Annotated in this window: 20 protein-coding genes; 11 read left to right on the top strand and 9 right to left on the bottom strand. The window is 40.0% G+C overall.

From position 1 onward, the window contains the following. Nucleotides 1-4 precede the first annotated feature (4 nt). Complete coding sequence (locus tag B1F84_RS12310; protein WP_076918363.1) at nt 5-223, bottom strand: hypothetical protein; 219 nt, start codon at nt 221-223, stop codon at nt 5-7. 135 nt (nt 224-358) lie between these two features. Between B1F84_RS12310 and B1F84_RS12305 the strand changes: the two genes are divergently transcribed. Further along, nucleotides 359-1,612 carry a multifunctional CCA addition/repair protein gene (locus B1F84_RS12305; protein ID WP_131691592.1) on the top strand — a complete coding sequence of 418 codons (1,254 nt, stop codon included), beginning with the start codon at nt 359-361 and terminating at the stop codon, nt 1,610-1,612. 41 nt (nt 1,613-1,653) lie between these two features. Here B1F84_RS12305 and B1F84_RS18065 read toward each other — a convergent pair whose 3' ends face one another. The 5 genes from B1F84_RS18065 to pdsR all read right to left on the bottom strand — a co-directional run bounded on the left by B1F84_RS18065 (nt 1,654) and on the right by pdsR (nt 6,395). Further along, nucleotides 1,654-1,785 (bottom strand): hypothetical protein, encoded by a 132-nt coding sequence (locus B1F84_RS18065; protein ID WP_258306396.1) that lies wholly within the window; start codon nt 1,783-1,785, stop codon nt 1,654-1,656. A gap of 380 nt (nt 1,786-2,165) precedes the next feature. Then, nucleotides 2,166-2,369, bottom strand: a complete 204-nt coding sequence (locus B1F84_RS12300) for a helix-turn-helix transcriptional regulator (RefSeq protein WP_054201830.1) — start codon at nt 2,367-2,369, stop codon at nt 2,166-2,168. Beyond that, nucleotides 2,362-2,844 (bottom strand): hypothetical protein, encoded by a 483-nt coding sequence (locus B1F84_RS12295; RefSeq protein WP_131691591.1) that lies wholly within the window; start codon nt 2,842-2,844, stop codon nt 2,362-2,364. Before B1F84_RS12295 ends, B1F84_RS12300 begins: the two co-directional genes overlap by 8 nt. 726 nt (nt 2,845-3,570) lie before the next feature. Continuing rightward, on the bottom strand, nt 3,571-5,706 hold the full coding sequence (pdsS, locus tag B1F84_RS12290) for a proteobacterial dedicated sortase system histidine kinase (protein ID WP_131691590.1): 2,136 nt from the start codon (nt 5,704-5,706) through the stop codon (nt 3,571-3,573). After that, complete coding sequence (gene pdsR, locus B1F84_RS12285; protein ID WP_008111124.1) at nt 5,700-6,395, bottom strand: proteobacterial dedicated sortase system response regulator; 696 nt, start codon at nt 6,393-6,395, stop codon at nt 5,700-5,702. Before pdsR ends, pdsS begins: the two co-directional genes overlap by 7 nt. A 226-nt stretch (nt 6,396-6,621) precedes the next feature. Between pdsR and pdsO the strand changes: the two genes are divergently transcribed. Genes pdsO through B1F84_RS12265 form a run of 3 tightly spaced genes read left to right on the top strand, consistent with a single transcriptional unit; the run spans nt 6,622 to nt 9,976 of the window. Beyond that, nucleotides 6,622-7,347, top strand: a complete 726-nt coding sequence (gene pdsO, locus B1F84_RS12275; protein WP_131691588.1) for a sortase-associated OmpA-like protein PdsO — start codon at nt 6,622-6,624, stop codon at nt 7,345-7,347. A 26-nt stretch (nt 7,348-7,373) separates the two neighbouring features. Beyond that, nucleotides 7,374-9,374 (top strand): marine proteobacterial sortase target protein, encoded by a 2,001-nt coding sequence (locus B1F84_RS12270; RefSeq protein WP_131691587.1) that lies wholly within the window; start codon nt 7,374-7,376, stop codon nt 9,372-9,374. Continuing rightward, entirely contained in the window at nt 9,371-9,976 is a 606-nt protein-coding gene (locus B1F84_RS12265) for a class GN sortase (protein WP_131691586.1), read from the top strand. The genes B1F84_RS12270 and B1F84_RS12265 overlap by 4 nt, the downstream gene beginning before the upstream one ends. Here B1F84_RS12265 and B1F84_RS12260 read toward each other — a convergent pair. Then, the gene (locus B1F84_RS12260) at nt 9,871-10,830 is read right to left on the bottom strand and encodes a DMT family transporter (protein ID WP_075169758.1); all 960 of its coding nucleotides are present in this window, start codon (nt 10,828-10,830) and stop codon (nt 9,871-9,873) included. The two genes, B1F84_RS12265 and B1F84_RS12260, sit on opposite strands and share 106 nt — an antisense overlap. Nucleotides 10,831-10,961: 131 nt before the next feature. Between B1F84_RS12260 and proB the strand changes: the two genes are divergently transcribed. The 3 genes from proB to gltX all read left to right on the top strand — a co-directional run bounded on the left by proB (nt 10,962) and on the right by gltX (nt 14,066). Next, nucleotides 10,962-12,065: a glutamate 5-kinase gene (proB, locus tag B1F84_RS12255; protein WP_131691585.1), complete on the top strand. Its 1,104-nt coding sequence runs from the start codon at nt 10,962-10,964 to the stop codon at nt 12,063-12,065. A gap of 106 nt (nt 12,066-12,171) precedes the next feature. Next, nucleotides 12,172-12,531, top strand: coding sequence for a glutathione S-transferase N-terminal domain-containing protein (locus B1F84_RS12250; RefSeq protein WP_131691584.1), 360 nt, complete (start codon nt 12,172-12,174; stop codon nt 12,529-12,531). Between the two features lie 50 nt (nt 12,532-12,581). Continuing rightward, complete coding sequence (gene gltX, locus B1F84_RS12245; RefSeq protein WP_008111109.1) at nt 12,582-14,066, top strand: glutamate--tRNA ligase; 1,485 nt, start codon at nt 12,582-12,584, stop codon at nt 14,064-14,066. A gap of 57 nt (nt 14,067-14,123) precedes the next feature. Here gltX and B1F84_RS12240 read toward each other — a convergent pair whose 3' ends face one another. Together B1F84_RS12240 and B1F84_RS12235 are read right to left on the bottom strand one after the other, a co-directional pair. Next, a complete protein-coding gene (locus B1F84_RS12240) occupies nt 14,124-14,975 on the bottom strand; it encodes a CPBP family intramembrane glutamic endopeptidase (protein WP_131691583.1) in 852 nt (283 codons plus the stop codon). Nucleotides 14,976-15,062: 87 nt separating this feature from the next. Then, nucleotides 15,063-15,458 (bottom strand): hypothetical protein, encoded by a 396-nt coding sequence (locus tag B1F84_RS12235; RefSeq protein WP_131691582.1) that lies wholly within the window; start codon nt 15,456-15,458, stop codon nt 15,063-15,065. Nucleotides 15,459-15,614: 156 nt separating this feature from the next. On the opposite strand from B1F84_RS12235, the gene B1F84_RS12230 reads away from it, so the two are divergent. The 4 genes from B1F84_RS12230 (at nt 15,615) to B1F84_RS12215 (ending at nt 19,521) form a co-directional block, all read left to right on the top strand. After that, on the top strand, nt 15,615-16,319 hold the full coding sequence (locus B1F84_RS12230; protein ID WP_131691581.1) for a DUF3581 domain-containing protein: 705 nt from the start codon (nt 15,615-15,617) through the stop codon (nt 16,317-16,319). 91 nt (nt 16,320-16,410) lie between these two features. After that, nucleotides 16,411-17,658 (top strand): DEAD/DEAH box helicase, encoded by a 1,248-nt coding sequence (locus B1F84_RS12225; protein WP_024602386.1) that lies wholly within the window; start codon nt 16,411-16,413, stop codon nt 17,656-17,658. A 235-nt stretch (nt 17,659-17,893) separates the two neighbouring features. Continuing rightward, nucleotides 17,894-18,220: a hypothetical protein gene (locus tag B1F84_RS12220; protein WP_131691580.1), complete on the top strand. Its 327-nt coding sequence runs from the start codon at nt 17,894-17,896 to the stop codon at nt 18,218-18,220. A 296-nt stretch (nt 18,221-18,516) separates the two neighbouring features. Then, nucleotides 18,517-19,521, top strand: coding sequence for a DUF2806 domain-containing protein (locus tag B1F84_RS12215; RefSeq protein WP_131691579.1), 1,005 nt, complete (start codon nt 18,517-18,519; stop codon nt 19,519-19,521). Nucleotides 19,522-19,561: the final 40 nt, after the last annotated feature.

Below are 19,561 nucleotides of genomic sequence, written 5' to 3'. Positions count from 1 at the left end.
TTATTTACTCATCATTTTCTTGTTGTTCACTTTTGGCTGCCATTTTAAAGGCTATTATTACTAAGCCAAACATAGCAAATGGAATTGCAGCTAACAAATACTCAACCAAATGGCTATCTTGAAAATTAGCCTGTAGCAAGAAATGCCCTGCAACACACATAATAATAACCACCAAAAGGATGGGCAGTAACATAAGTTCTTTTTTTGCTGAGTGGTTTTTCATTCGCTGTTAGGTATTAAAAAATAATGCGCTATTGTAATGAGCTTAATAAAGCTTGGCAAACAACACAGATTTTTTAATGACTATTAGGTATGATTAACATCAAAGAAAAGCTTAAAAGTAGTGGTTGGGAATAAAGTGCAACAGAGTTTAAAGCAAGTTTACCTAGTGGGTGGAGCAGTGCGAGATAAACTGCTAAACATACAATCAAAAGATAATGACTATGTTGTTATTGGTGAAACGCCAGAGACAATGGAAGCGCTCGGATTTTTACCCATTGGCAGCGATTTTCCGGTTTACTTACACCCAAACACTAAAGAAGAATATGCACTAGGGCGCACTGAGCGTAAAAGTGGTAAAGGTTATACCGGCTTTGTGGTGGATGCCAGCCCAAACGTAACTCTTGAAGAAGATTTAGCACGCCGAGATTTAACCATTAACTCTATGGCACTAGATGAAAACGGCACTATTATTGATCCATTTAATGGTCAAGCTGATTTAAAAAATAAAATACTGCGTCACACCACCCAAGCATTTGTAGAAGACCCTGTTCGGGTATTGCGTATTGCTCGCTTTTTAGCGCGTTATGGTAGCGACTGGTCTATTCATCCAAGTACTACTGCATTAATGCATGAGCTTAAAAATAAAGGCGAGTTGGAACATCTAGTACCAGAGCGAGTCTGGCTTGAAACAGAAAAAGCGCTTGGCGAAAAACACCCTGAGCTTTATTTCCAAGCATTAGATGGGTTAGGTATTTTTCCTGAAATAGAGCAGATGAAAAACACCCCGCAGTCGGCAAATCATCATCCCGAGGGCGATGTGTTTGTCCATACCATGCTAGTGCTTAGACGAGCAGCCGATTTAGGCTTTAACCTAGAAACGCGGTTTGCCGCCTTAACCCATGATTTTGGTAAAGCACTAAGCTATAAAAAACGGGGTAATTTACGTGGCCATGAACGTGAAGGGGTTGCTGTAGTTGAGGCCTTTTGTGAACGTTTAAAAGTGCCTAATCGCTTTCGTGATATAGGCGTGCTTACCAGTGATAACCATACCCTTTGCCACACGCTTGAACAGTTAAGACCGCAAACTATTCATAAATTAATCGTCACTAATTTAAATGCGCTAGTGCATCCAGAGCGTTTTATTGCCTTTACTCAAGCCTGCCAGTGTGATGCACAAGGACGAGGCGAAACGTTGGTGGATAAGCCCTATCCACAAGCCGCTAAATTACGTGCTATTCACAATGAACTACAAAAAATGGATAAAAAACAGATAGTGCAAGACGCGCTTAAAAGCGGCAAAAAGGGCCCCGAAATAGGCGAAACGGTCAAACAGGCAGAAATAGACTGCATTAAAGCGTTTTTAAGCGATGAGCCAAGTACGGTAAGCTAATTAGTGAAGATTAAATTAAGTACCGAGATACGCCTTATACCTTAAGAAGTGGTACTTTTTGAAGGTCGTTTACCTGAGTGTTGTGGTTTAGTTGCTTCAGGCTCAGCGTTTTTATCTGATTTATATAAACTAAAAATAAAGTCGAGCTCTTCTCGTTCAAGTGATGGCAACACGGCAAATCCTACTGCTGAATGAGTTAATATAGCGCCAGAGTATGTGAACCCGACTTAATTAAAAGTGAATGATTACAATTAATTAAATCGCAGTTGCTCATACCTTTAAAGCAACGACAAAACAATCAGTAAACTCCCAAAAAAAGAGTTGGATAACATTCAAAAGCTCATTGTTAGATTAATATCGTAGAATCTAATAAGCTATTTAAGGAAAATCTGTAGCTGTTTCTTACCATCCTTAAATGAGCTCGACATTTGTTGCGGTTTATTTAAGGATGGTAAGGGAGCAATATTTAAAGGCTTTTTTCTATTAAAAGCACCTAACTCATAGCTATTTACTGTTGTTGAGAGCATCTTCAAAGTCTGTAGAGCCAGGAAGATTATTTTAAAGTAAATATTTGCTCTACAGAAATAGCGAAATAAGCCGCTATTTTTAGTGCAATAACCACCGACGGTGTAAAACGCCCGGTTTCTACTGTACTAATAGTTTTTCTAGAAACGCCTATGGCATCCGCTAACTCTTGCTGAGATATTTTATGCTGTAATCGAAGTTTGTGAATATGATTATCTAAATCTTCATTCATAAAGCTCTTCCTTGCCAAGTTGCCACAAAATTAATGTGCCATGTGTAGATGCTGCTAGGCAAAGCAATACTTGAAGTGCATCTGTGGGGTTGAAAGGGGCTATTAATTCCACAAACCACTTACTGTCGCCACTATATGCTAGAAATGCTCCGCCAATTACCATAATGTGACATGTAGCGCGCAGGCTGAGCGAACTAACATAATCCACATACTCGTCGTTAAATTTATATGTCCAGAAACCTAGTTTTGATATGTGCTTAGCAAACTTCATGGATTTAGTACCTAACACAAGAAAATAGATAAAACTCGCAAATAAAGTTAAATCTACTAGCAAATATATAACTGAATCGGTTTTGCTGATTATTGTTGAAAGCAGCTCTGCTAACAAGAAAAACGCTAGAGCAATACTGGCTTTTCCAGTAATTGTTAAATATTGCTGTTCTTGTTCTGGTAGTACTGATATTGATTTTGCCATCTGTTGTATATCCCTTTTTAGTGACGACCAAATAATGTCGCGTTGTGTTTACTCCACTTAAGGTTTTCATGTGATACCTAAACACACCATATGTAACCTTCAGGTATCAATGATACCCAAAGGTTACATAAAGGCAACCTTTTTTTATTTTTTACTTGGGTTAAGTGATTATTGATTCAGTATTAAACTAATTCAGCCAGTAAAAACGCAAACTCGATTTAATTTTTTGGCAAGCCAAATCAGCCTTTCTCATCTACCACACCAAAATATTCCTGCTCAAGCGAAGATATCATCTATTCTACTAGTATGCGTTTAAGGGGAGGTAGGTAAAGTACATATGGTAAGCTTTAAAGTGTACGGTCAGTCTTTGCTTTTTCATCTTTTGCACTATTTAATACCAAGTTAAGAGAGTACTTATTTTTATGGTAAGTTTTTGTATGGTATATGGGTACTAAATCGTTTGATATCTATAGGGTATGTATTTGTAATTTTATACATTGGTCATATTTACTTAATTTTAAAAGTTATCAACTAGTACTGTCATTAAACTTTTGTAAAATAATGTGTTACGTTTTTATGCCCGTTTAACTCACTATTTTTCTGCTTTGCTCGTTGCTTTACTAATGTTTTTAATCGGTAGGTATTAGGCTCTTAGATTTAATTTAATCTTATTAGCCAGCCCCGCTAAATCAAGCTAAAACTAATTAAGACTAAAAAATCATTTAACTAATTTGCTAACGGTAAACTCACTGTAAAAGTGACCCCATTACCTTGCTCATTATTGTGCGCCGTTACTGTGCCTTTGTGGTAATCACACACCAGTCTTACAATATAAAGCCCTAAGCCTAAATGCGGTTGTTGCTGCATTTGTTGGCTGCGCACCGATACCATAGAATCAAAAATATGTTCAGTAAGTCCCTCAGGCAATAAGGTACCTGTATTACTTACCGTTAAGGTTGCTTTGTTTTCATTTTGCTTAAGGCTGACTTCAATTGCTGTGTTAGCTTCACTAAATTCCAAGGCATTATTAATTAGCTTATCGAGCAGTTGCGCTATAAATTCAGGGGCACCTTGCATCAATAGTGTGCTTTGGCAAATGTTGAGTGTAAATAACTGGTTAGGATAAGTAAGTTGGTAGCCCTGCATACAGCCACTAATTACTTTTTGTAAATCAAACTGCTCTGGCTCATTGCTTTGAATGCTTTGCTCAAGGCGGGTTGCCTCGCTCATGGTGGTAATTATTTTTCCTAAGCGCTCAACCCCTTCGCTGGCACGTTCAAGGTATTTTTGACTCAGTTCACTTTGCTGCAAGCTTTGTAAGTTTTCAAGAGATGAACGGACAACCGCAACCGGTGTGCGCAGCTCGTGAGATAAGCGCGACGACATATTTTCTAAATAATCGGTATAGCCACCAAGGCGGCTCACTATATTTGAAAAGCTACGCGATAAATCGCCAATTTCGTCATTGGCATCGCTGTAATTTATATGGCCTGTTACTCGCCCTTGCGCATCAATGGCTTGCTCTGCTGTATCGCGTAGTCGCCTAATACGGCTCGATATACGCGAAGCAAAAAAGAACAAAGTGACTGTGCCAATTAACATGACCGCTAAAATCACATTAAATAGTTTTTCCAGCGATTTATTACGCAGTGTACGCACGCCATTGGTGGTTTCTTCAGCTATAACTGCCCCAATAACTTTATCCTCGATCCAAATAGGATACGCAGCCGATAATATCACCGCTTTATTGTCGGGGGTGAGTCGCCAAGACGAGGCCGGTTGGCCTTTCAGTGCTTTGGCTAAGTGAGCGCCTTGCATTGAAGCTACATCGTGTAAGGTATCTATAAATTCATCTTCAGGACGCGTTAAAATTTTATAATACAAAGGATGTAAATAGGCCTGTTCAAAGCGCTGCCACGCAGTTTTTGGCGCTTGATTTTTTAGCCCATCGGCCCATACGCCATCGGCATTTTGAATACTGCCCGATTGCGCTAATACACGGTGATGATTATCGACCACCCATATGCGACTGCCGCTGTGTCCCATGCCTTTTAATATACGGTTTATTTCAGGGGAGGGCACCAGTACCGAACCTAAATCATTCGGGTTATTTAAGTTCGATGTAGACATAATACTAGGGGTTTGGTTTGGTTGTTTACTATCAACATCGGCAATGGCAAATCCCAGTTTATTGCCAAGCATACTCAAAGGAAAGCGCAGCTCAAGGTTGTAACCTGTTTCAGTTTTTTTAAAGAAACCCTGAATTTTAGTAAAAGGCATTTTACTGTTGGCATCAAATGCGTTGACCCAGCCATCTTGGCGCGGAGCAATAATATAAGTATTAAATTGCCCATCAGGGTTTTTTAGGCCAATTTTTACATAGTCATTATTGGTAATGCTGAGGCTGTTTTTGGCACGGTAAACTAAAGCATCGTCAGTGACGTTAAAGAGCGCATATAAGTAATTATCAAACTTACCCACCATGTGGCTAAATGATAAGTCGCGCAGTTGGTGGTTATCATTGGCTGTTTGTAAGTAGCGTTTATCATAAAGCCAAAACAGCGATTGGTAAGCGTCCCAATCGCTGAGTTTGCCATCGAGCTGAATTGGGCTTTTTAAATTATAAGCATAGAGATCGCGGCCTTTTACAACTTGATCTAAAAAGTTGGTTTGTTCGTCAAATAAAGCGGGGCGTTCGTGCAGGGCTGTTGCCAGTGCGCGTGTAGTGCCTACGAGCGTTTTTTCTTGGCCTTGGCGTAAAAACTTTTCCATTTCCCATACGTACTCGTAGCCTAACCATGGCAACAAAAACAAAAAGCATGAAAGTAGAATAAATTTACTGCGTAGGCCAAATCTCAGCATGTGGGTTGCTCCCACCTGTAACCCATGCCATACACGGTATCAATGCAGTCAAACTGGCTATCGAGTGCTATAAACTTTTTGCGAATGCGTTTTACATGCGAGGTAATGGTGCTGTCATCTACATAAATTTTAGCATCGCTCATTAACTCATTACGGCTTTTAACATGGCCAGGTCGTTGGGCGAGTGAATGCAGCATCCAAAACTCAGTTACGGTTAAATCAACCAACTGTTGCTGCCAAAGCACCTGCATGCGTTGCGTATCGAGTGTTAGTTGACCGCGAATTATTAATGCGTTGGCATCGGCGGGTTGCTCTAATGCTTCCATGCGGCGAAATAACGCACCAATACGCGCGGCTAAATGCGCTAAGCTAATATCTTTGGTTAAGTAGTCATCGGCGCCCATGCGCAGGCCGCATACGGTGTCTATTTCGCTGTCGCGAGCGGTTAAAAAAATAATTGGTAAGGTTTTAGAAAGTGAACGCAGTGTTTGGCACAGTAAAAAGCCGCCATCTATTTCATGGCCTAAGCCAATATCAACAATGGCTAAATCGGGGAGTGCTTCTTTAAAAGCTACTTCTGCTTGAGGGCGGTTTTCATAACCACTTACCTGATAGCCTTGAGCGCTCAGCATTTCTATGTAGTTTTCGCGAATGGCAGTTTCATCTTCAACGATAGCTATTTTTTTCATTTTTTAATTACTCATATTGACTTAGGCGCACTATAGCGAAGTTTTTGCGCTAAGTAAGGTTAAAAACACAATTGCCATTTTTTTGCCACAATTGCTCAGCAGTTTGCCATTTTTACTCCCCTTTATTGCCACTTCATGGTGTTTTAATACAGCTATTGAAATTACCAATACAACGCAAGTGCCAACCAATAGCTTGCCAACCATTATTAATAGTAAGGAATAGATCATGAAGAAAACATTAATCGCACTCACACTTGTTAGCACTTTTTGTACGCCAGTATTTGCTGCGGATACCCCATCAAAAGAAGCAAAAAAAGAAACAATTGTTGGCCTGAGCACTGGTGCCATTATTGGTGGTGTTGTTGGTGGGCCAATCGGCGCGTTTGTAGGCGCATTTGCTGGTGGTTTGATTGGCGATGCCAAGGTAGCTGAGCAAACCATTGCTGAGCAGCAGCAAGCTTTAATTGTAATGGCAGAGAAAACCAACGACTACCAGCATGTACTTAATCATAACAGTCACCTAGAGGCGCAACTTGAACTGCTGGCGCAACAAAATGAGCAATTAACTCAATCGCAGCTTAATAATTTATTGGCAATGACGGTGCAATTTAAAACTGGATCTAGCGATATTGCTCCTCATTTTGCCAAGCAGCTTGATCAATTGGTAGCGTTATTAAAAAGCCAACCGCAACTCGCGCTCGATTTAAGTGGCTTTGCCGATCAGCGTGGTGCAGAGCAAGCAAACTTATTACTTTCAAAAGCCAGAGTAAACGCCGTACAAAGTTACTTAATTAAACAAGGTGTAAGCCATACACGTTTAAGCGCACAAGCATTTGGCGAGCAACAAAGCATAGCAAATAGTAACACCCTTGAAGATAACTTTTTTGACAGACGCGTTACTCTCACTACCCGTGCGCTTAATCAAACGACTGATCAAACAGCAAGCAATTAATCGCAAGGCGTTCGATGGAGTGATTTATGTTGAGTAAACCCACCAAAGTGCTTACCAAGGTAAGCCTTTTTATTTTTATTATTATCGTGCTTTTGGCCAGCTTTAAAAGCCATGCACAGTCGCCAAAACTATCTTTGTTTGATAGCCAAGGAGTGGCGGTTAACCCTGGGGTTATTTTAAAAAGCGATGCAAAAATGACCCTAACAGGGCTAATTAATCATGTTGTAGTAACGCAGCACTACATAAATGAAAACCCTTTTGCCGTAAATGCACGTTATGTATTTCCTTTACCCGATGAAAGCGCCGTGCAAGCAATGACCATGCGCATTGGCGAGCGAGTTATCAAAGGTAAAATAGCAAAAAAACGCCAAGCTGAAAAACAGTACCAAGCTGCCAAAAAAGCAGGCAAACAAGCTTCATTGCTGCGACAGCAGCGTGCAAATATGTTTATTACAAATGTGGCAAATGTAGGGCCAGGAGAAGAAATAGTTATAACGCTTGAGTATCAAGAGATTATTGATTACCAACACGGAACCTTTGCGATTCATTTTCCAACTACAATTACGCCACGCTATCATGCAATAACAGGGGAAGTTAACGATGAACAAGATACACATGCGATAAAAAGCGCTAATGCACCTTCGTTCACTCCACAGGGTTGGTTAAGCCCTGTTTACACAAAACAAACCAATGAGGCGACAAATGCCAGCGATTTAAGCTTAACAATTAACATGGATATAGGCTTAGAATTGGTTGATATAAACGCTAAGTACCATCAAGTTAATATTGAAAACCCTGCATTTGGGCAATACAGCATTGTGCTAAAACCACAGCAAGCCATAAATAGAGACTTTGTACTTGAGTTTAAGCCACTACAAATAGCGCAAGCGCAAGCTGCACTTTTTACTCAGCAAGCACAAAATGGTGAGCAGTATGCGTTAGCAATGCTAATGCCGCCAAGCGATAGCTTTACTCAATCTCAGCGTTTACCGCGTGAAATGGTGTTTGTAGTTGATACCTCGGGATCTATGCATGGGCAGTCTATTGAACAAGCTAAAAAAGCGCTGTTTTACGCATTATCATTATTAGATAGTGATGATAGCTTCAATATTGTCAGTTTTAATAATGAGGTTGCAGCCATGAGTGAAACCCCATTAATTGCCAGTGACTTTAATTTACGTCGCGCAGAGCGTTTTATTTATAACTTACAAGCCGATGGCGGAACTGAAATAAAAGGCGCACTTGATGCAGTACTCGATGGTACGCAGTTTGAAGGGTTTGTACGCCAAGTTGTATTTTTAACCGATGGTAGCGTAAGTAACGAAGATCAGTTATTTAAACATATTGCGTATACCTTAGGTGATAGCCGTTTATTTACTGTGGGCATTGGTAGTGCGCCTAACCGTTATTTTATGCGTCGTGCCGCTGATATAGGCAAGGGAACTTACACCTTTATAAGCAGTGCTCATGATGTGCAGCCGAAAATGCAGCAGTTGTTTGATAAACTTGCTCACCCGGCGATGACTAATTTAGCGTTAACAAATAAAAATGGAGAGAGCTTAGATTTTTGGCCCTCACCTTTGCCGGACCTATATTTTGCTGAGCCCATTATGGTGGCCATTAAATTAGACAATACCGATGCAATTACTTTTACGGGGCAAACGGCGCATGGGGAGTTTAAGGTTAAGCTTAATCCGCAAGCAAGTTCAAAAGCCACGGGAATTGATAAGCTTTGGGCACGTCAAAAAATAAAGTCGTTATTGTTATACAACCAACAAAGTGTTGTAAAACAGCAAGTGCAGCAGCTCGCGCTTGAGCATCAATTACTTAGCCCATTTACTGCGTTTATTGCCATAGAAGAGACCACTATTAAAGAAGTTGCTAAACAAAGCACACAAGTGGCTAATACTATGCCACAAGGAATGAGTATGCGCTTGCCGCAAACTGATGGGCAAAGCAAAATACATATTGTGTTTGGAGCATTACTACTTCTAGGTGGTCTGTTGTTAGTAAGGCGCTGTAAATGAAAAAGTGGCTAAGCATAGGTTTACTTGCCTTAGGGCTGAGCTTGTTTGGCCATGGTGTATACATGCAGGCAAAGGCGTGGCTTGCACAAGTGTTAATAGAGCAAGCTTGGCAAACGACCCTTAAATCGCCCAATAAAAAAATTAAGCCGTGGTTTTATGCTGATAGTTACCCCGTAGCACAAATAATATGGCCAAAGCATAATAAGCGACTAACCGTGCTTGATGGTGCAAGTGGTAGAAATTTAGCGTTTGCGCCGAGCCACTTTTTACCAGCAGGGGATTTAGGTGGGGCTGATTTTGGTAATTCGCAAGGAGCACTTATTGCTGGCCACAACGATACCCACTTTGCGTTTTTAAAAAACGCTAAAGTGGGGGAGCAATTTTCTCTACAACTTAAAAATGGCCAAGTGCAGCATTATTCAGTAACACATGTTGAGGTAATTAATCAGTACAACACCGATTTTTTGCAGCAATCAGGGTTGTATTTATTAACCTGTTACCCTTTTGATTCACTGGCCTCGGGTACCGATTTAAGATGGTTAGTGTCGGCAGAAATATTCTCACCCGAAGTTGAGTTAGGAATATCGACCACTAGTTCTTGATGGCGTTGGCTAATCATTACGCCTATAAACACCACAAATATGCTGATCCACTGGCCAAGAGTTAGTACTTCGTTGAGGATAATGGCTGACAAAATTAAAGTGAAAATAGGGATTAAATTAGAATAAGCCGCGGCGGTTAATACCGACACTTTACTAATCGCATAGTTGTACATGCCGTACCCACCCAAAGTAACACAAGAGCCTAAGTACAAAATGCTCATTAGTGCGGTTAAATCGTGTTGGTTTTCACTGGGTAGGTCAATAAACAGTAAAAACGGAGCAAAAAACAAACTACCACTCACGCCTTGCAGAGCAATCAATGTGAGTGGGGAATAACGGTTAGCTAAATGTTTTATACACACGGTATAAAATGCCGCGCACACCATGGCCATTAATTCTAAAAAATTCCCCAGTAATGGGTTTGGGGCTTGGCTTGAACTCGGTGAGAGCAAGGTCAGTAAAATACTGCCGCCAATACACAGCGTAAAACCCACCACAATAGCTTTACTAATATGCTCTTTGAGCATGAAAAACGCTAAAAATGCCACAATAATGGGTAAACAAGAAACAATCACCCCCGCTTGAGACGCTGAGGTATATTCCATTGCGTGGCCTTCAAATAAAAAGTACAAGCAAGGCTCTGCCAGCGACATGCCTAATAAGTACTTCCAATCGCCTTTTAAATATTCAAAGCGAATTACGTAACGCCATAAACATAACGAAATCAGTAAAGTGGTGAGCATACGTAAAAATATCACCAAGGCAGGGTCATAAATCGCAATCGCGTATTTAAGTGCAATAAAGGAGCTACCCCACAAAAAGGTGGCAATAATTAAACATAAACTGGCAGGCATAAGGCGTAATTTAAACGGTTGAATATAGTGCGATCCTAGCACGCAGAGGGGGTGATTGAATATTTTTTACTTGTTCAAAAATACCGAACTGGTATAAATAAATTCATCATTTATTGCGCAAAGTAAAAAACATGCAAAGGGATCAGGTCGTAGTTGTAAAGCTAGGTACAAGCGTACTCACTGGCGGTACCGATAAGTTAGACAAAGCACATATGGTGGAACTTGTTCGCCAATGCTGTGAGCTAAAAAAGCAAGGTCATCACGTTATTTTGGTATCAAGCGGTGCGGTTGCCGCAGGTCGCGAACAGCTATTAAAACCCTGTGGGCGCACATTAATAGACAAACAAATGTTGGCCGCCATTGGACAGGGGCAACTCATTCATATTTGGCAAAGTTTATTTGCGTTATATGGCGTTAACGTCGGGCAAATGCTACTAACGCGCGCGGATGTTGACGACAGAGAGCGTTATTTAAATGCCCGCGATACCCTCAATGCCTTATTAAATTATGATGTAGTGCCGATCATTAATGAAAATGACGCAGTTGCTACTAGCGAAATAAAAGTAGGTGACAACGATAACTTGTCGGCATTGGTGGCTATTTTAGCCAATGCCGACAAGTTACTGCTACTGACCGACCAACAAGGGTTATTTACCAGCGATCCCCGCACCGACATTAACGCCACCTTGATTGACGAAGTTACTCATATTAATGATGAGTTACGCCAACTTGCGGGTGGCAGCGGTACAAACCTAGGCACAGGGGGTATGGCAACCAAACTACAGGCAGCAGATATTGCCAGAAGAGCTGGGGTTGAGGTGATTATTGCCAAAGGCGCTGATGAAAACGTGATTTTAAAATGCATGAGCGAACAACTGCCAGGCACCCGTTTTTTAAAACTTACCGCGCCTAAAGATGGCCGAAAAAAATGGTTATTGGCAGGGCCTAAAAGTAGTGGCCAAATTTTAATTGATGCCGGTGCGGTGCATGCATTGCAATCTAAGGGGGCTAGTTTACTTGCTAAAGGCATTACGCGTGCAATAGGTGAATTTGAACGTGGAGATTTAATTAACTTAATTGATGTAAACGAGCAAATTATTGCACGCGGGTTAACTCGCTTTAGTCATCTTGAAATCGATAAAATAAAAGGCGCACACTCTAATCAAATCAGCCATTTACTTGATTACGATAGCGGCGTGGAAGTGCTACACAGAGATGATATGGTGGTGTTGTAATTAAGCACTTTTTTAACGATATAGCGCAACGTATAATCCGCTTATAGTGTTGCGCTTTTTTGTGTTAAAATCTTGCACCTTAAATTTGTTGTAAAGAGTATTGAAGATGAAATTAGTTCGCTGGGTTTTAGGTTGTATCATCTTATTTTTTAATTTTGTTTTTACGCCGCGTAGCAAAAAACGTGATCTGCAAGAGCAAACTAAGCTTGATCAGCAAACCGCACAATTTAAGCTCTATCAATTCAAAGCATGCCCTTTTTGTGTAAAAGTGCGCCGTTCAATTAAGCGTGAAGGCTTAAAAATTGAAACACGCGATGCAAAAAATGATGAGCAATACCGCCAAGAGCTATTAGAGCAAGGCGGAAAAGTTAAAGTACCTTGTTTACGTATTGAGCAAGATGGCCAAGTTAAATGGCTTTATGAATCAAACGATATTATTGCTTACTTAAACAAAGTAGCCGCTTAAAATATTTATTGGTATTTCATACCATCTCACTTATTAAAAGAGACATTACCATGACAATTCGTACCCGTGTTGCTCCGTCGCCAACTGGTGACCCGCATCTTGGCACCGCTTACATTGCCTTATTTAACTACTGTTTTGCTAAACAGCAAGGCGGTGAATTTGTACTTCGTATTGAAGATACTGACCAAGTTCGCAGCACACCTGAATCTGAACAAGCCATCATGGATAGCTTACGCTGGTTAGGCCTTGAATGGGATCATGGTCCTGATGTAGGTGGTGAGTTTGGTCCATACCGTCAATCTGAGCGCAGTGATTTATATAAAAAATACGCTCATCAGTTAGTTGAAGACGGCAAAGCATTCTACTGTTTCGCAACCAGCGAAGAACTGGACCAAATGCGTGAAGAACAAATGGCCGAAGGTCTGCGTCCTAAATACGATGGTCGTGGCTTAAACCATACAGAAGACGAAATTAAAGCAAACTTAGCAGCGGGTAAACCTTACGTTATTCGTATGAAAATCCCAAGTGAAGGTACGTTTAAGTTTAACGATTACCTACGCGACGAAATTGAGATCCCGTGGGAAAACGTAGACATGCAAGTGCTATTAAAAGCGGATGGTTTTCCAACGTACTTTTTAGCTAACGTGGTGGATGATCACCATATGCAAATTAGCCACATTTTCCGTGGTGAAGAGTGGATAAACTCAGCGCCTAAGCTATTAAAACTGTATGAAGATTTTGGTTGGGAAGCACCGGTACTAGGTCACTTACCATTATTGCGTAATCCAGATAAATCAAAACTGTCTAAGCGTAAAAACCCAACGTCTATTAATTACTACAAAGAAATGGGTTACCTACCAGAAGCGGTACTAAACTACTTAGGCCGTATGGGTTGGTCAATGCCTGATGAGCGTGAAAAGTTCACCCTTAATGAAATGATTGAACATTTTGACATGAAGCGTGTATCGCTTGGTGGCCCAGTATTCGACGTAGACAAGTTAAGCTGGTTAAACGGTATGTGGATCCGCGAAAACTTAACTGATGCAGAGCTAATGCAGCGTTTTGTTGACTGGAAATTTAATGGCGACATGCTGGCTAAAGTCTTACCTGAAGCTAAAACGCGTATTAATACGCTCTCTGACATGGTTGATTTAGCAGGGCACTTTGTAGGCGGCATCCCGACTTACGACCCAGCGCTATTAACAGCCGGTAAAGCTGACGAAGATGTTATTCGCCAAGCATTACAATTTTTTGTATGGCAGCTAGAAGGCTTACGTAGCTTTGAAAAGCCTGCTATTTTTGCAATTGCAAAAGAAGTAGCCACCTTCCACGAGCTTAAAATTAAAGATTTCTTAGAGCCTATATTTGTGGCTATTACCGGCAAAACATCGTCTACCTCGGTATTAGATGCAATGGAGATTTTAGGGTCTGACCTATCGCGTGCACGTTTACGTGTTGCGCTTGCCCATTTAGGTATTTCTAAAAAGCAGGCTAAAAAGATAGAACGCGCATACCGTGATTATCCAAGTGCGTAATCGCGTATACAGATTCAAAAGCCGCTTTATTTAAGCGGCTTTTTTGTACCCGTAGTTTTAAGATGGTGTTGCCAGCATAGGGTAAGTAAATAAGAAAAAGTGAAACACATTAACGAGCCAATGACATAAAATGGCCCATTCTAATCGGCTAGTTTTATAGTAAATATAGCCATAACCAAAACCTGCAACGGCCGCCACAAGCATATAATGAGTACCCGCTGAAAAGTGTGCCAGTGAGAATACACAAGTGCTGATCACCGGTGCCAGTAATGCAAACCTGCTCGGGGTTATTAGTTTTGAAAGCTTAGTTTGTATCACTCCCCTAAATAATGCCTCTTCTGCAACGCAGGTAAAAAGTAGGTTGATGGCTATAAATAACAACCAAAATTCAGGTACTTTTGGCGCAAATTCAACAAGGTTTAACGTTAAAGCAGTTATGAGCGCCGCTAAAATAGTGATAATTATGATTAAAGCAGGGTAGCCGATAGTTACTGGCTTTGCCGTTTTATTTTTTTCAAAAACATAAGCGGCCAGCATTAAACCCGCTAATGCTTTATCAAAATTAGCATACAAGGTGAATGCAATTGCGTTACTGGTGATTTGTTCATTAACAACAATAGGCAGGTTATTAAAACCCGCAAACCAATGTAAGGCCAACCCGAGTGAGGCTGTTATAAATAAAGACGTTAGAACATTACGTTTTAACGCTGAGGTTGCCAATAGCGTAAAGTGAAACAATCCCACATAAACAGCTATAACAGCAACCGCGTTTAAATTTATATATTCTTGATAATAGGCGCTAATAACACTTAGCAGCAATAAGTATTGCCATAATGGTTGGCGAAATACAGTGAGTTTACACTGCGGGAAAACACATAAAATAGCGGCAGCTAAAAAGTAAAAAGTCATTGGCAAATACTGCTTGTTGTTTGATAGAGGAAATGAGAGAAAACGAATCACATAGCGTTATAGTCTCAATTAGATAATTTTGAGCTATTAATAATTATAGGCTTGTCCGGTACAAGTAACGGCTAAATCACAATTGTAGCGGGATACTGATTGGCATTGCTCCAGTGTAAATGCATTGCCACCTAAATAAAGCACATCGTTTTTAAGGGATTCTATAGCTTGTGATTTCAAACGGTTATAGCTAATTGAGGATGTTCGCGTATCATCTGATACATCGCAGCTTTCGCCTTTTATTCCACCAAGAGGGCTTGCACCTCTATCGAGAGCGTCCTGAACACTGTAAAACTGCTCTAGACCACGTTTTTTAGTGTGGCTTGAAACGTGTTCTGATAAAACCTCGTCGTCGATATTGGTTGTGTAAGTAATGTTATTACAGCCAGTTAATAATGAAACCGCGCATATTAATAAAGAAAAATACTTCATTAGTTAATCCCTTAAACTCGTATTTGCCTAATTTACTTAGTTAATTAGCGAGTTGCAAATTATCATTTTTCGCCTTTATTAAACAGATTCGACCTCTCAAGATTTTTTTTCTGGTAGTATAGCTAGGTTATAAGCAGTTTAAGCAGTGAACACACTATGTTAAGTCCTTACTATCAGCAGCATGCTGATTATGTTTTAATTTCTCGTGAGCAAGGTTGTCGCTTTGCTAAATGTGTAGCCGACGACTACAACCCGCTTCATGATAAAGACGCTAAAAAGTTTTGCGCACCAGGAGACTTACTTTTTTCTCTAGTGTTAGACCGCTATGGCATTAGTGAGCGAATGGAGTTTACCTTTGCCGGTATGGTTGATGAAAATACCAAGCTAAATTTTCCAGAACAACCTGGAGAAGAGTTTGATGTAAACCATGGCGAAAAAGTAATTTTAAAGGTTAAACGCGACGGTAAAACCAGTAAATGCCCAACACTTACAAACAGTTTAATAAAAAATTATGTTGAGTTTTCAGGTGCTGCGTTCCCGCATGTAATTATTCCTTTAATGGGCAAGCAAGAGGTAATGATAAATCCTGCGCGGCCTATGATTATTTATGAATCAATGATAATTAATCTTAATAACATTGATATTAAATCACCGACCCTTGAGTTTGCAGAGCCAAGCTTTGAATACGCTGGTAAACGCGGCAAAATAACCTTGCGCTTTAATTTATTAGAAAACGGCGAAAAGGTGGGTTTTGGTGAAAAACACATGGTGGTATCGGGTATTCGTGAATACTGTCAAAGCACCGTAGATGATTTAATTGCATTTTATAATGAGCGTAAAGCCACATTAAAACCAGCTTAAATATTTCATTTTACTTAGGCGCTATTTAGCGCCTTTTTTATTACTTAAGCTCAGGTATAATAGCGTTCTTTGTTATTTTAAAGCCAAGCTTATGTCTGCCACATCGTTCTCATCACTAGCCCTAGACCCGTTACTATTAACGGCAATAGAGCAAAATAATTACACTACGCCTACCGCCATTCAGCACAAAACGATACCGCCAATTTTAGCGGGCAAAGACGTTATGGGTAGCGCTCAAACTGGTACTGGTAAAACAGCCGCGTTTGTTTTGCCGCTTTTACATAAGCTTTTAAATACCACTAAAAAAGACGAACCAGGCATTGCTCGTGTGGTTATTTTAACGCCCACTAGGGAGCTTGCTCAGCAAGTATTTGCAAGCTTTGAAAAATACGCACAAGGTACAGATATAAAAGGTGCACTTGCCTATGGTGGCGCAAGCATTGGCCCACAAATCAAAGCTCTTAAAACAGCGCAAGTAATAGTGGCAACGCCAGGGCGCTTACTTGATCATATAGTGAAGGGCAGTGTGGTGCTTTCAAGCGTGGATTCTTTGGTATTTGATGAAGCAGACCGTATGCTTGATATGGGTTTTATTGACGAAATTAGACGAATACTGCGTCATATCCCAGGCGATCGTCAAACCTTACTGTTTTCTGCGACCTTTGATGACAGTGTTTTTGAGCTAAGTAAAAAATTACTTAAAGACCCAGAGCTTATTGAAGTCGATAAGCGCAACTCTGCTGCTGTAGAGGTTGAACAAGTTATTTACGCAGTAGATGAAGACAGAAAACGCGAACTGGTATCGCACATGATTGGCATGAAAAACTGGCGCCAAGTGCTTATATTCACCCGCACAAAACAAATGGCCGATAAGCTAGCCAAAGAAATGTGTAAAGATGGTTTAAAAACCGAATCTATTCATGGTGATAAATCGCAAGGTGCTCGCGATCGCGCATTACAAAACTTTAAAGAGGGCAGTACGCGTGTTTTAGTAGCCACCGATGTAGCGGCGCGCGGTTTAGACATACCGGCACTTAAATACGTAATTAACTTTGAATTGCCATACATAGCTGAAGACTATGTGCATCGTATTGGCCGTACAGGGCGTGCAGGCGAGCAAGGCCTTGCTATGTCGCTAGTGAGTTTAGATGAGCAATGGCTGCTTGAAGAAATTGAAGTGCTGCTTGATACCCGCTTAACACCACAATGGCTTGAAGGCTATGAACCTGATTTAAATAAGCCGCCTAAAGATAACCGCAAAAACACTAACAAAGCGCGTAAAGATCGCGATAAAAAACGTATTACAGGCCAAAGAGCACCAAATAGAAGACGTAAATAAAAGCGTTCAGTTTTTAGCTATCAGCTGTCAGTAAAAAAGAGCCCAACACGGCGTTAAATTTAGCGCCGTGGTTTGCTGCATATTCTTAATTCACTACCTCTCCCTGTTAGTTCTTTTTAGCACACAGCTTAAGTATTAAGTCATTGTATTGTTTACATGTAATCAATAAAGTGTAATTATTTTGTCGAGAATGAAATCAGGTGATTGAAGCGAAAAATATAAAAAGGAAGTGAAATTGGATTATCTCAATTGGTTGAAAAAGGAATACGCTGAGCTAGGTAATGTGTCAGACGAAACTATTAATGCTCATATAAACTCAGCAAAAATGGACTCTCAGCTATTCAGAGAGTTTATCAAAGTCTTAGGGTTTTTAATTTTTGTGGTTCCATTCAATTTGTATCTATCTATTTCAGGGGTGGTCATTTTTAATAGTATTTACTATTGGCTTATTGTGATCTTTTCGAGTTTTATTGGAGTTCTTGTTGCATTATATTGCGAGCAAACCTTAATTAAGAAACAGCTAAAAAAAACAATCCGCGATAAACACAGTAATAAAATATAAATTTAAAAAGAAATTGACCGGCTAATTACATTATAAAAATAAAAAGGCAAGCCATATAGGTGTAGTAGCTCATATCTGATCTTACAGCTGAGGAGAATTAGTTTAGACTTCACCTGACAAGCTGCTATGAGCGCATATTGTTCTATTTAACTTTACCTAAAAACTTTAGAAAACATAGTTATAGTAATACCTTAGGTTATTTGTTAAAACTATATAATGTAGAAAAATGAGCGTGGAGTCGGCAGAAATATGCGCGATGAGCGCACTATTAAATTGTTAGGCTTCAAGGAGTATATATGGAATTTCCAGGTGAAAAATTAGTTATAAAGATGTGGGAAACTCTCGCCGAAAAAGGAATTGGTTCAGCTCTACAACCTTGGCATGAAAAACGATTAGGTGAAGCTAAAAATCAAGTTAGAAGAAACGAAATAATAATGTTAGCTGAAGCTGAAAAGTTAGCAGCTGATATAAAGGCTGGAAAAAATATACCAATTGATGTGTCTACTCCCTTAATTGGTGGATCTGCACAAAATAGAATAGAACCAACTATTGGTCTTCCTGATCTAGCAATAACAGCAGCTAATATCGATATTTCTGAATCCATTAGAAAAGAAGTAAATGTAAGTAGAGCAGTTCTTGCGGCTGAGAATATATTAGCTAGCGAAGTTCAGGAGCCTCCAGTACAAGATGTAGAAGATGATTGGTTATATTCATGGCGGGAAAATGCGGGTCGTGTTTCTTCTGAAGAACTTCAAGATCTTTGGGGACGAATTCTAGCAGGAGAAATTAAGAACCCCGGTAGCTACTCATTTAGAACTATGGAATTTTTGAAAGGCTTGTCCAAAGATGAAGCAGAATTAATTAGTAAGGTTGCAAAATTTGTTGTGGCTGGTTCAATATTTAGAGATAAAGATTCATTTCTAGAACAAAGTGGTATTAGCTTTAATACGTTATTGTTTTTACAAGAGATTGGGATTGTCTCCGGCGTAGAATCTGTTGGCTTATCTGTAACATGGAATTCAACATCCCCTACAAATTATATAAAAGCATTAATTTCTAATAATAAAGTAATTTTATTAGAACATGACGACATTGATAAAAAAGCAGATGCTGCTATATACCAACTAACTAGTGTTGGTAGACAGATTTTAGCTTTAGCTTCATTTGGTTCGCAAGATGATTATTTATTATCAATTGCGCAAGATTATGTAAAAAAAGGTTTTAAAGTAAAACTGGGAGATTGGAAACCACTAACCGCAACACAAGGACACATATTAAATCCTCAAGCAATTGAAGCCTAACAAGCTGTTAAACAAGGACAAAATACAGTTGGCTTTTTGT

The sequence above is a fragment of the Pseudoalteromonas sp. DL-6 genome (assembly GCF_004328665.1).
In the GTDB taxonomy this organism is placed as follows: domain Bacteria; phylum Pseudomonadota; class Gammaproteobacteria; order Enterobacterales; family Alteromonadaceae; genus Pseudoalteromonas.
This window is presented reverse-complemented; position numbering and strand designations above follow the sequence as displayed.

What these genes read in the sequence shown, in the direction of transcription:
- B1F84_RS12310 (WP_076918363.1), bottom strand. Translation starts at nt 223, where the DNA reads ATGAAAAACCACTCAGCAAAAAAAGAACTTATGTTACTGCCCATCCTT.
- B1F84_RS12300 (WP_054201830.1), bottom strand. Translation starts at nt 2,369, where the DNA reads ATGAATGAAGATTTAGATAATCATATTCACAAACTTCGATTACAGCAT.
- B1F84_RS12295 (WP_131691591.1), bottom strand. Translation starts at nt 2,844, where the DNA reads ATGGCAAAATCAATATCAGTACTACCAGAACAAGAACAGCAATATTTA.
- pdsS (WP_131691590.1), bottom strand. Translation starts at nt 5,706, where the DNA reads ATGCTGAGATTTGGCCTACGCAGTAAATTTATTCTACTTTCATGCTTT.
- pdsR (WP_008111124.1), bottom strand. Translation starts at nt 6,395, where the DNA reads ATGAAAAAAATAGCTATCGTTGAAGATGAAACTGCCATTCGCGAAAAC.
- pdsO (WP_131691588.1), top strand. Translation starts at nt 6,622, where the DNA reads ATGAAGAAAACATTAATCGCACTCACACTTGTTAGCACTTTTTGTACG.
- B1F84_RS12270 (WP_131691587.1), top strand. Translation starts at nt 7,374, where the DNA reads ATGTTGAGTAAACCCACCAAAGTGCTTACCAAGGTAAGCCTTTTTATT.
- B1F84_RS12265 (WP_131691586.1), top strand. Translation starts at nt 9,371, where the DNA reads ATGAAAAAGTGGCTAAGCATAGGTTTACTTGCCTTAGGGCTGAGCTTG.
- B1F84_RS12260 (WP_075169758.1), bottom strand. Translation starts at nt 10,830, where the DNA reads ATGCCTGCCAGTTTATGTTTAATTATTGCCACCTTTTTGTGGGGTAGC.
- proB (WP_131691585.1), top strand. Translation starts at nt 10,962, where the DNA reads ATGCAAAGGGATCAGGTCGTAGTTGTAAAGCTAGGTACAAGCGTACTC.
- B1F84_RS12250 (WP_131691584.1), top strand. Translation starts at nt 12,172, where the DNA reads ATGAAATTAGTTCGCTGGGTTTTAGGTTGTATCATCTTATTTTTTAAT.
- gltX (WP_008111109.1), top strand. Translation starts at nt 12,582, where the DNA reads ATGACAATTCGTACCCGTGTTGCTCCGTCGCCAACTGGTGACCCGCAT.
- B1F84_RS12240 (WP_131691583.1), bottom strand. Translation starts at nt 14,975, where the DNA reads ATGACTTTTTACTTTTTAGCTGCCGCTATTTTATGTGTTTTCCCGCAG.
- B1F84_RS12235 (WP_131691582.1), bottom strand. Translation starts at nt 15,458, where the DNA reads ATGAAGTATTTTTCTTTATTAATATGCGCGGTTTCATTATTAACTGGC.
- B1F84_RS12230 (WP_131691581.1), top strand. Translation starts at nt 15,615, where the DNA reads ATGTTAAGTCCTTACTATCAGCAGCATGCTGATTATGTTTTAATTTCT.
- B1F84_RS12225 (WP_024602386.1), top strand. Translation starts at nt 16,411, where the DNA reads ATGTCTGCCACATCGTTCTCATCACTAGCCCTAGACCCGTTACTATTA.
- B1F84_RS12215 (WP_131691579.1), top strand. Translation starts at nt 18,517, where the DNA reads ATGGAATTTCCAGGTGAAAAATTAGTTATAAAGATGTGGGAAACTCTC.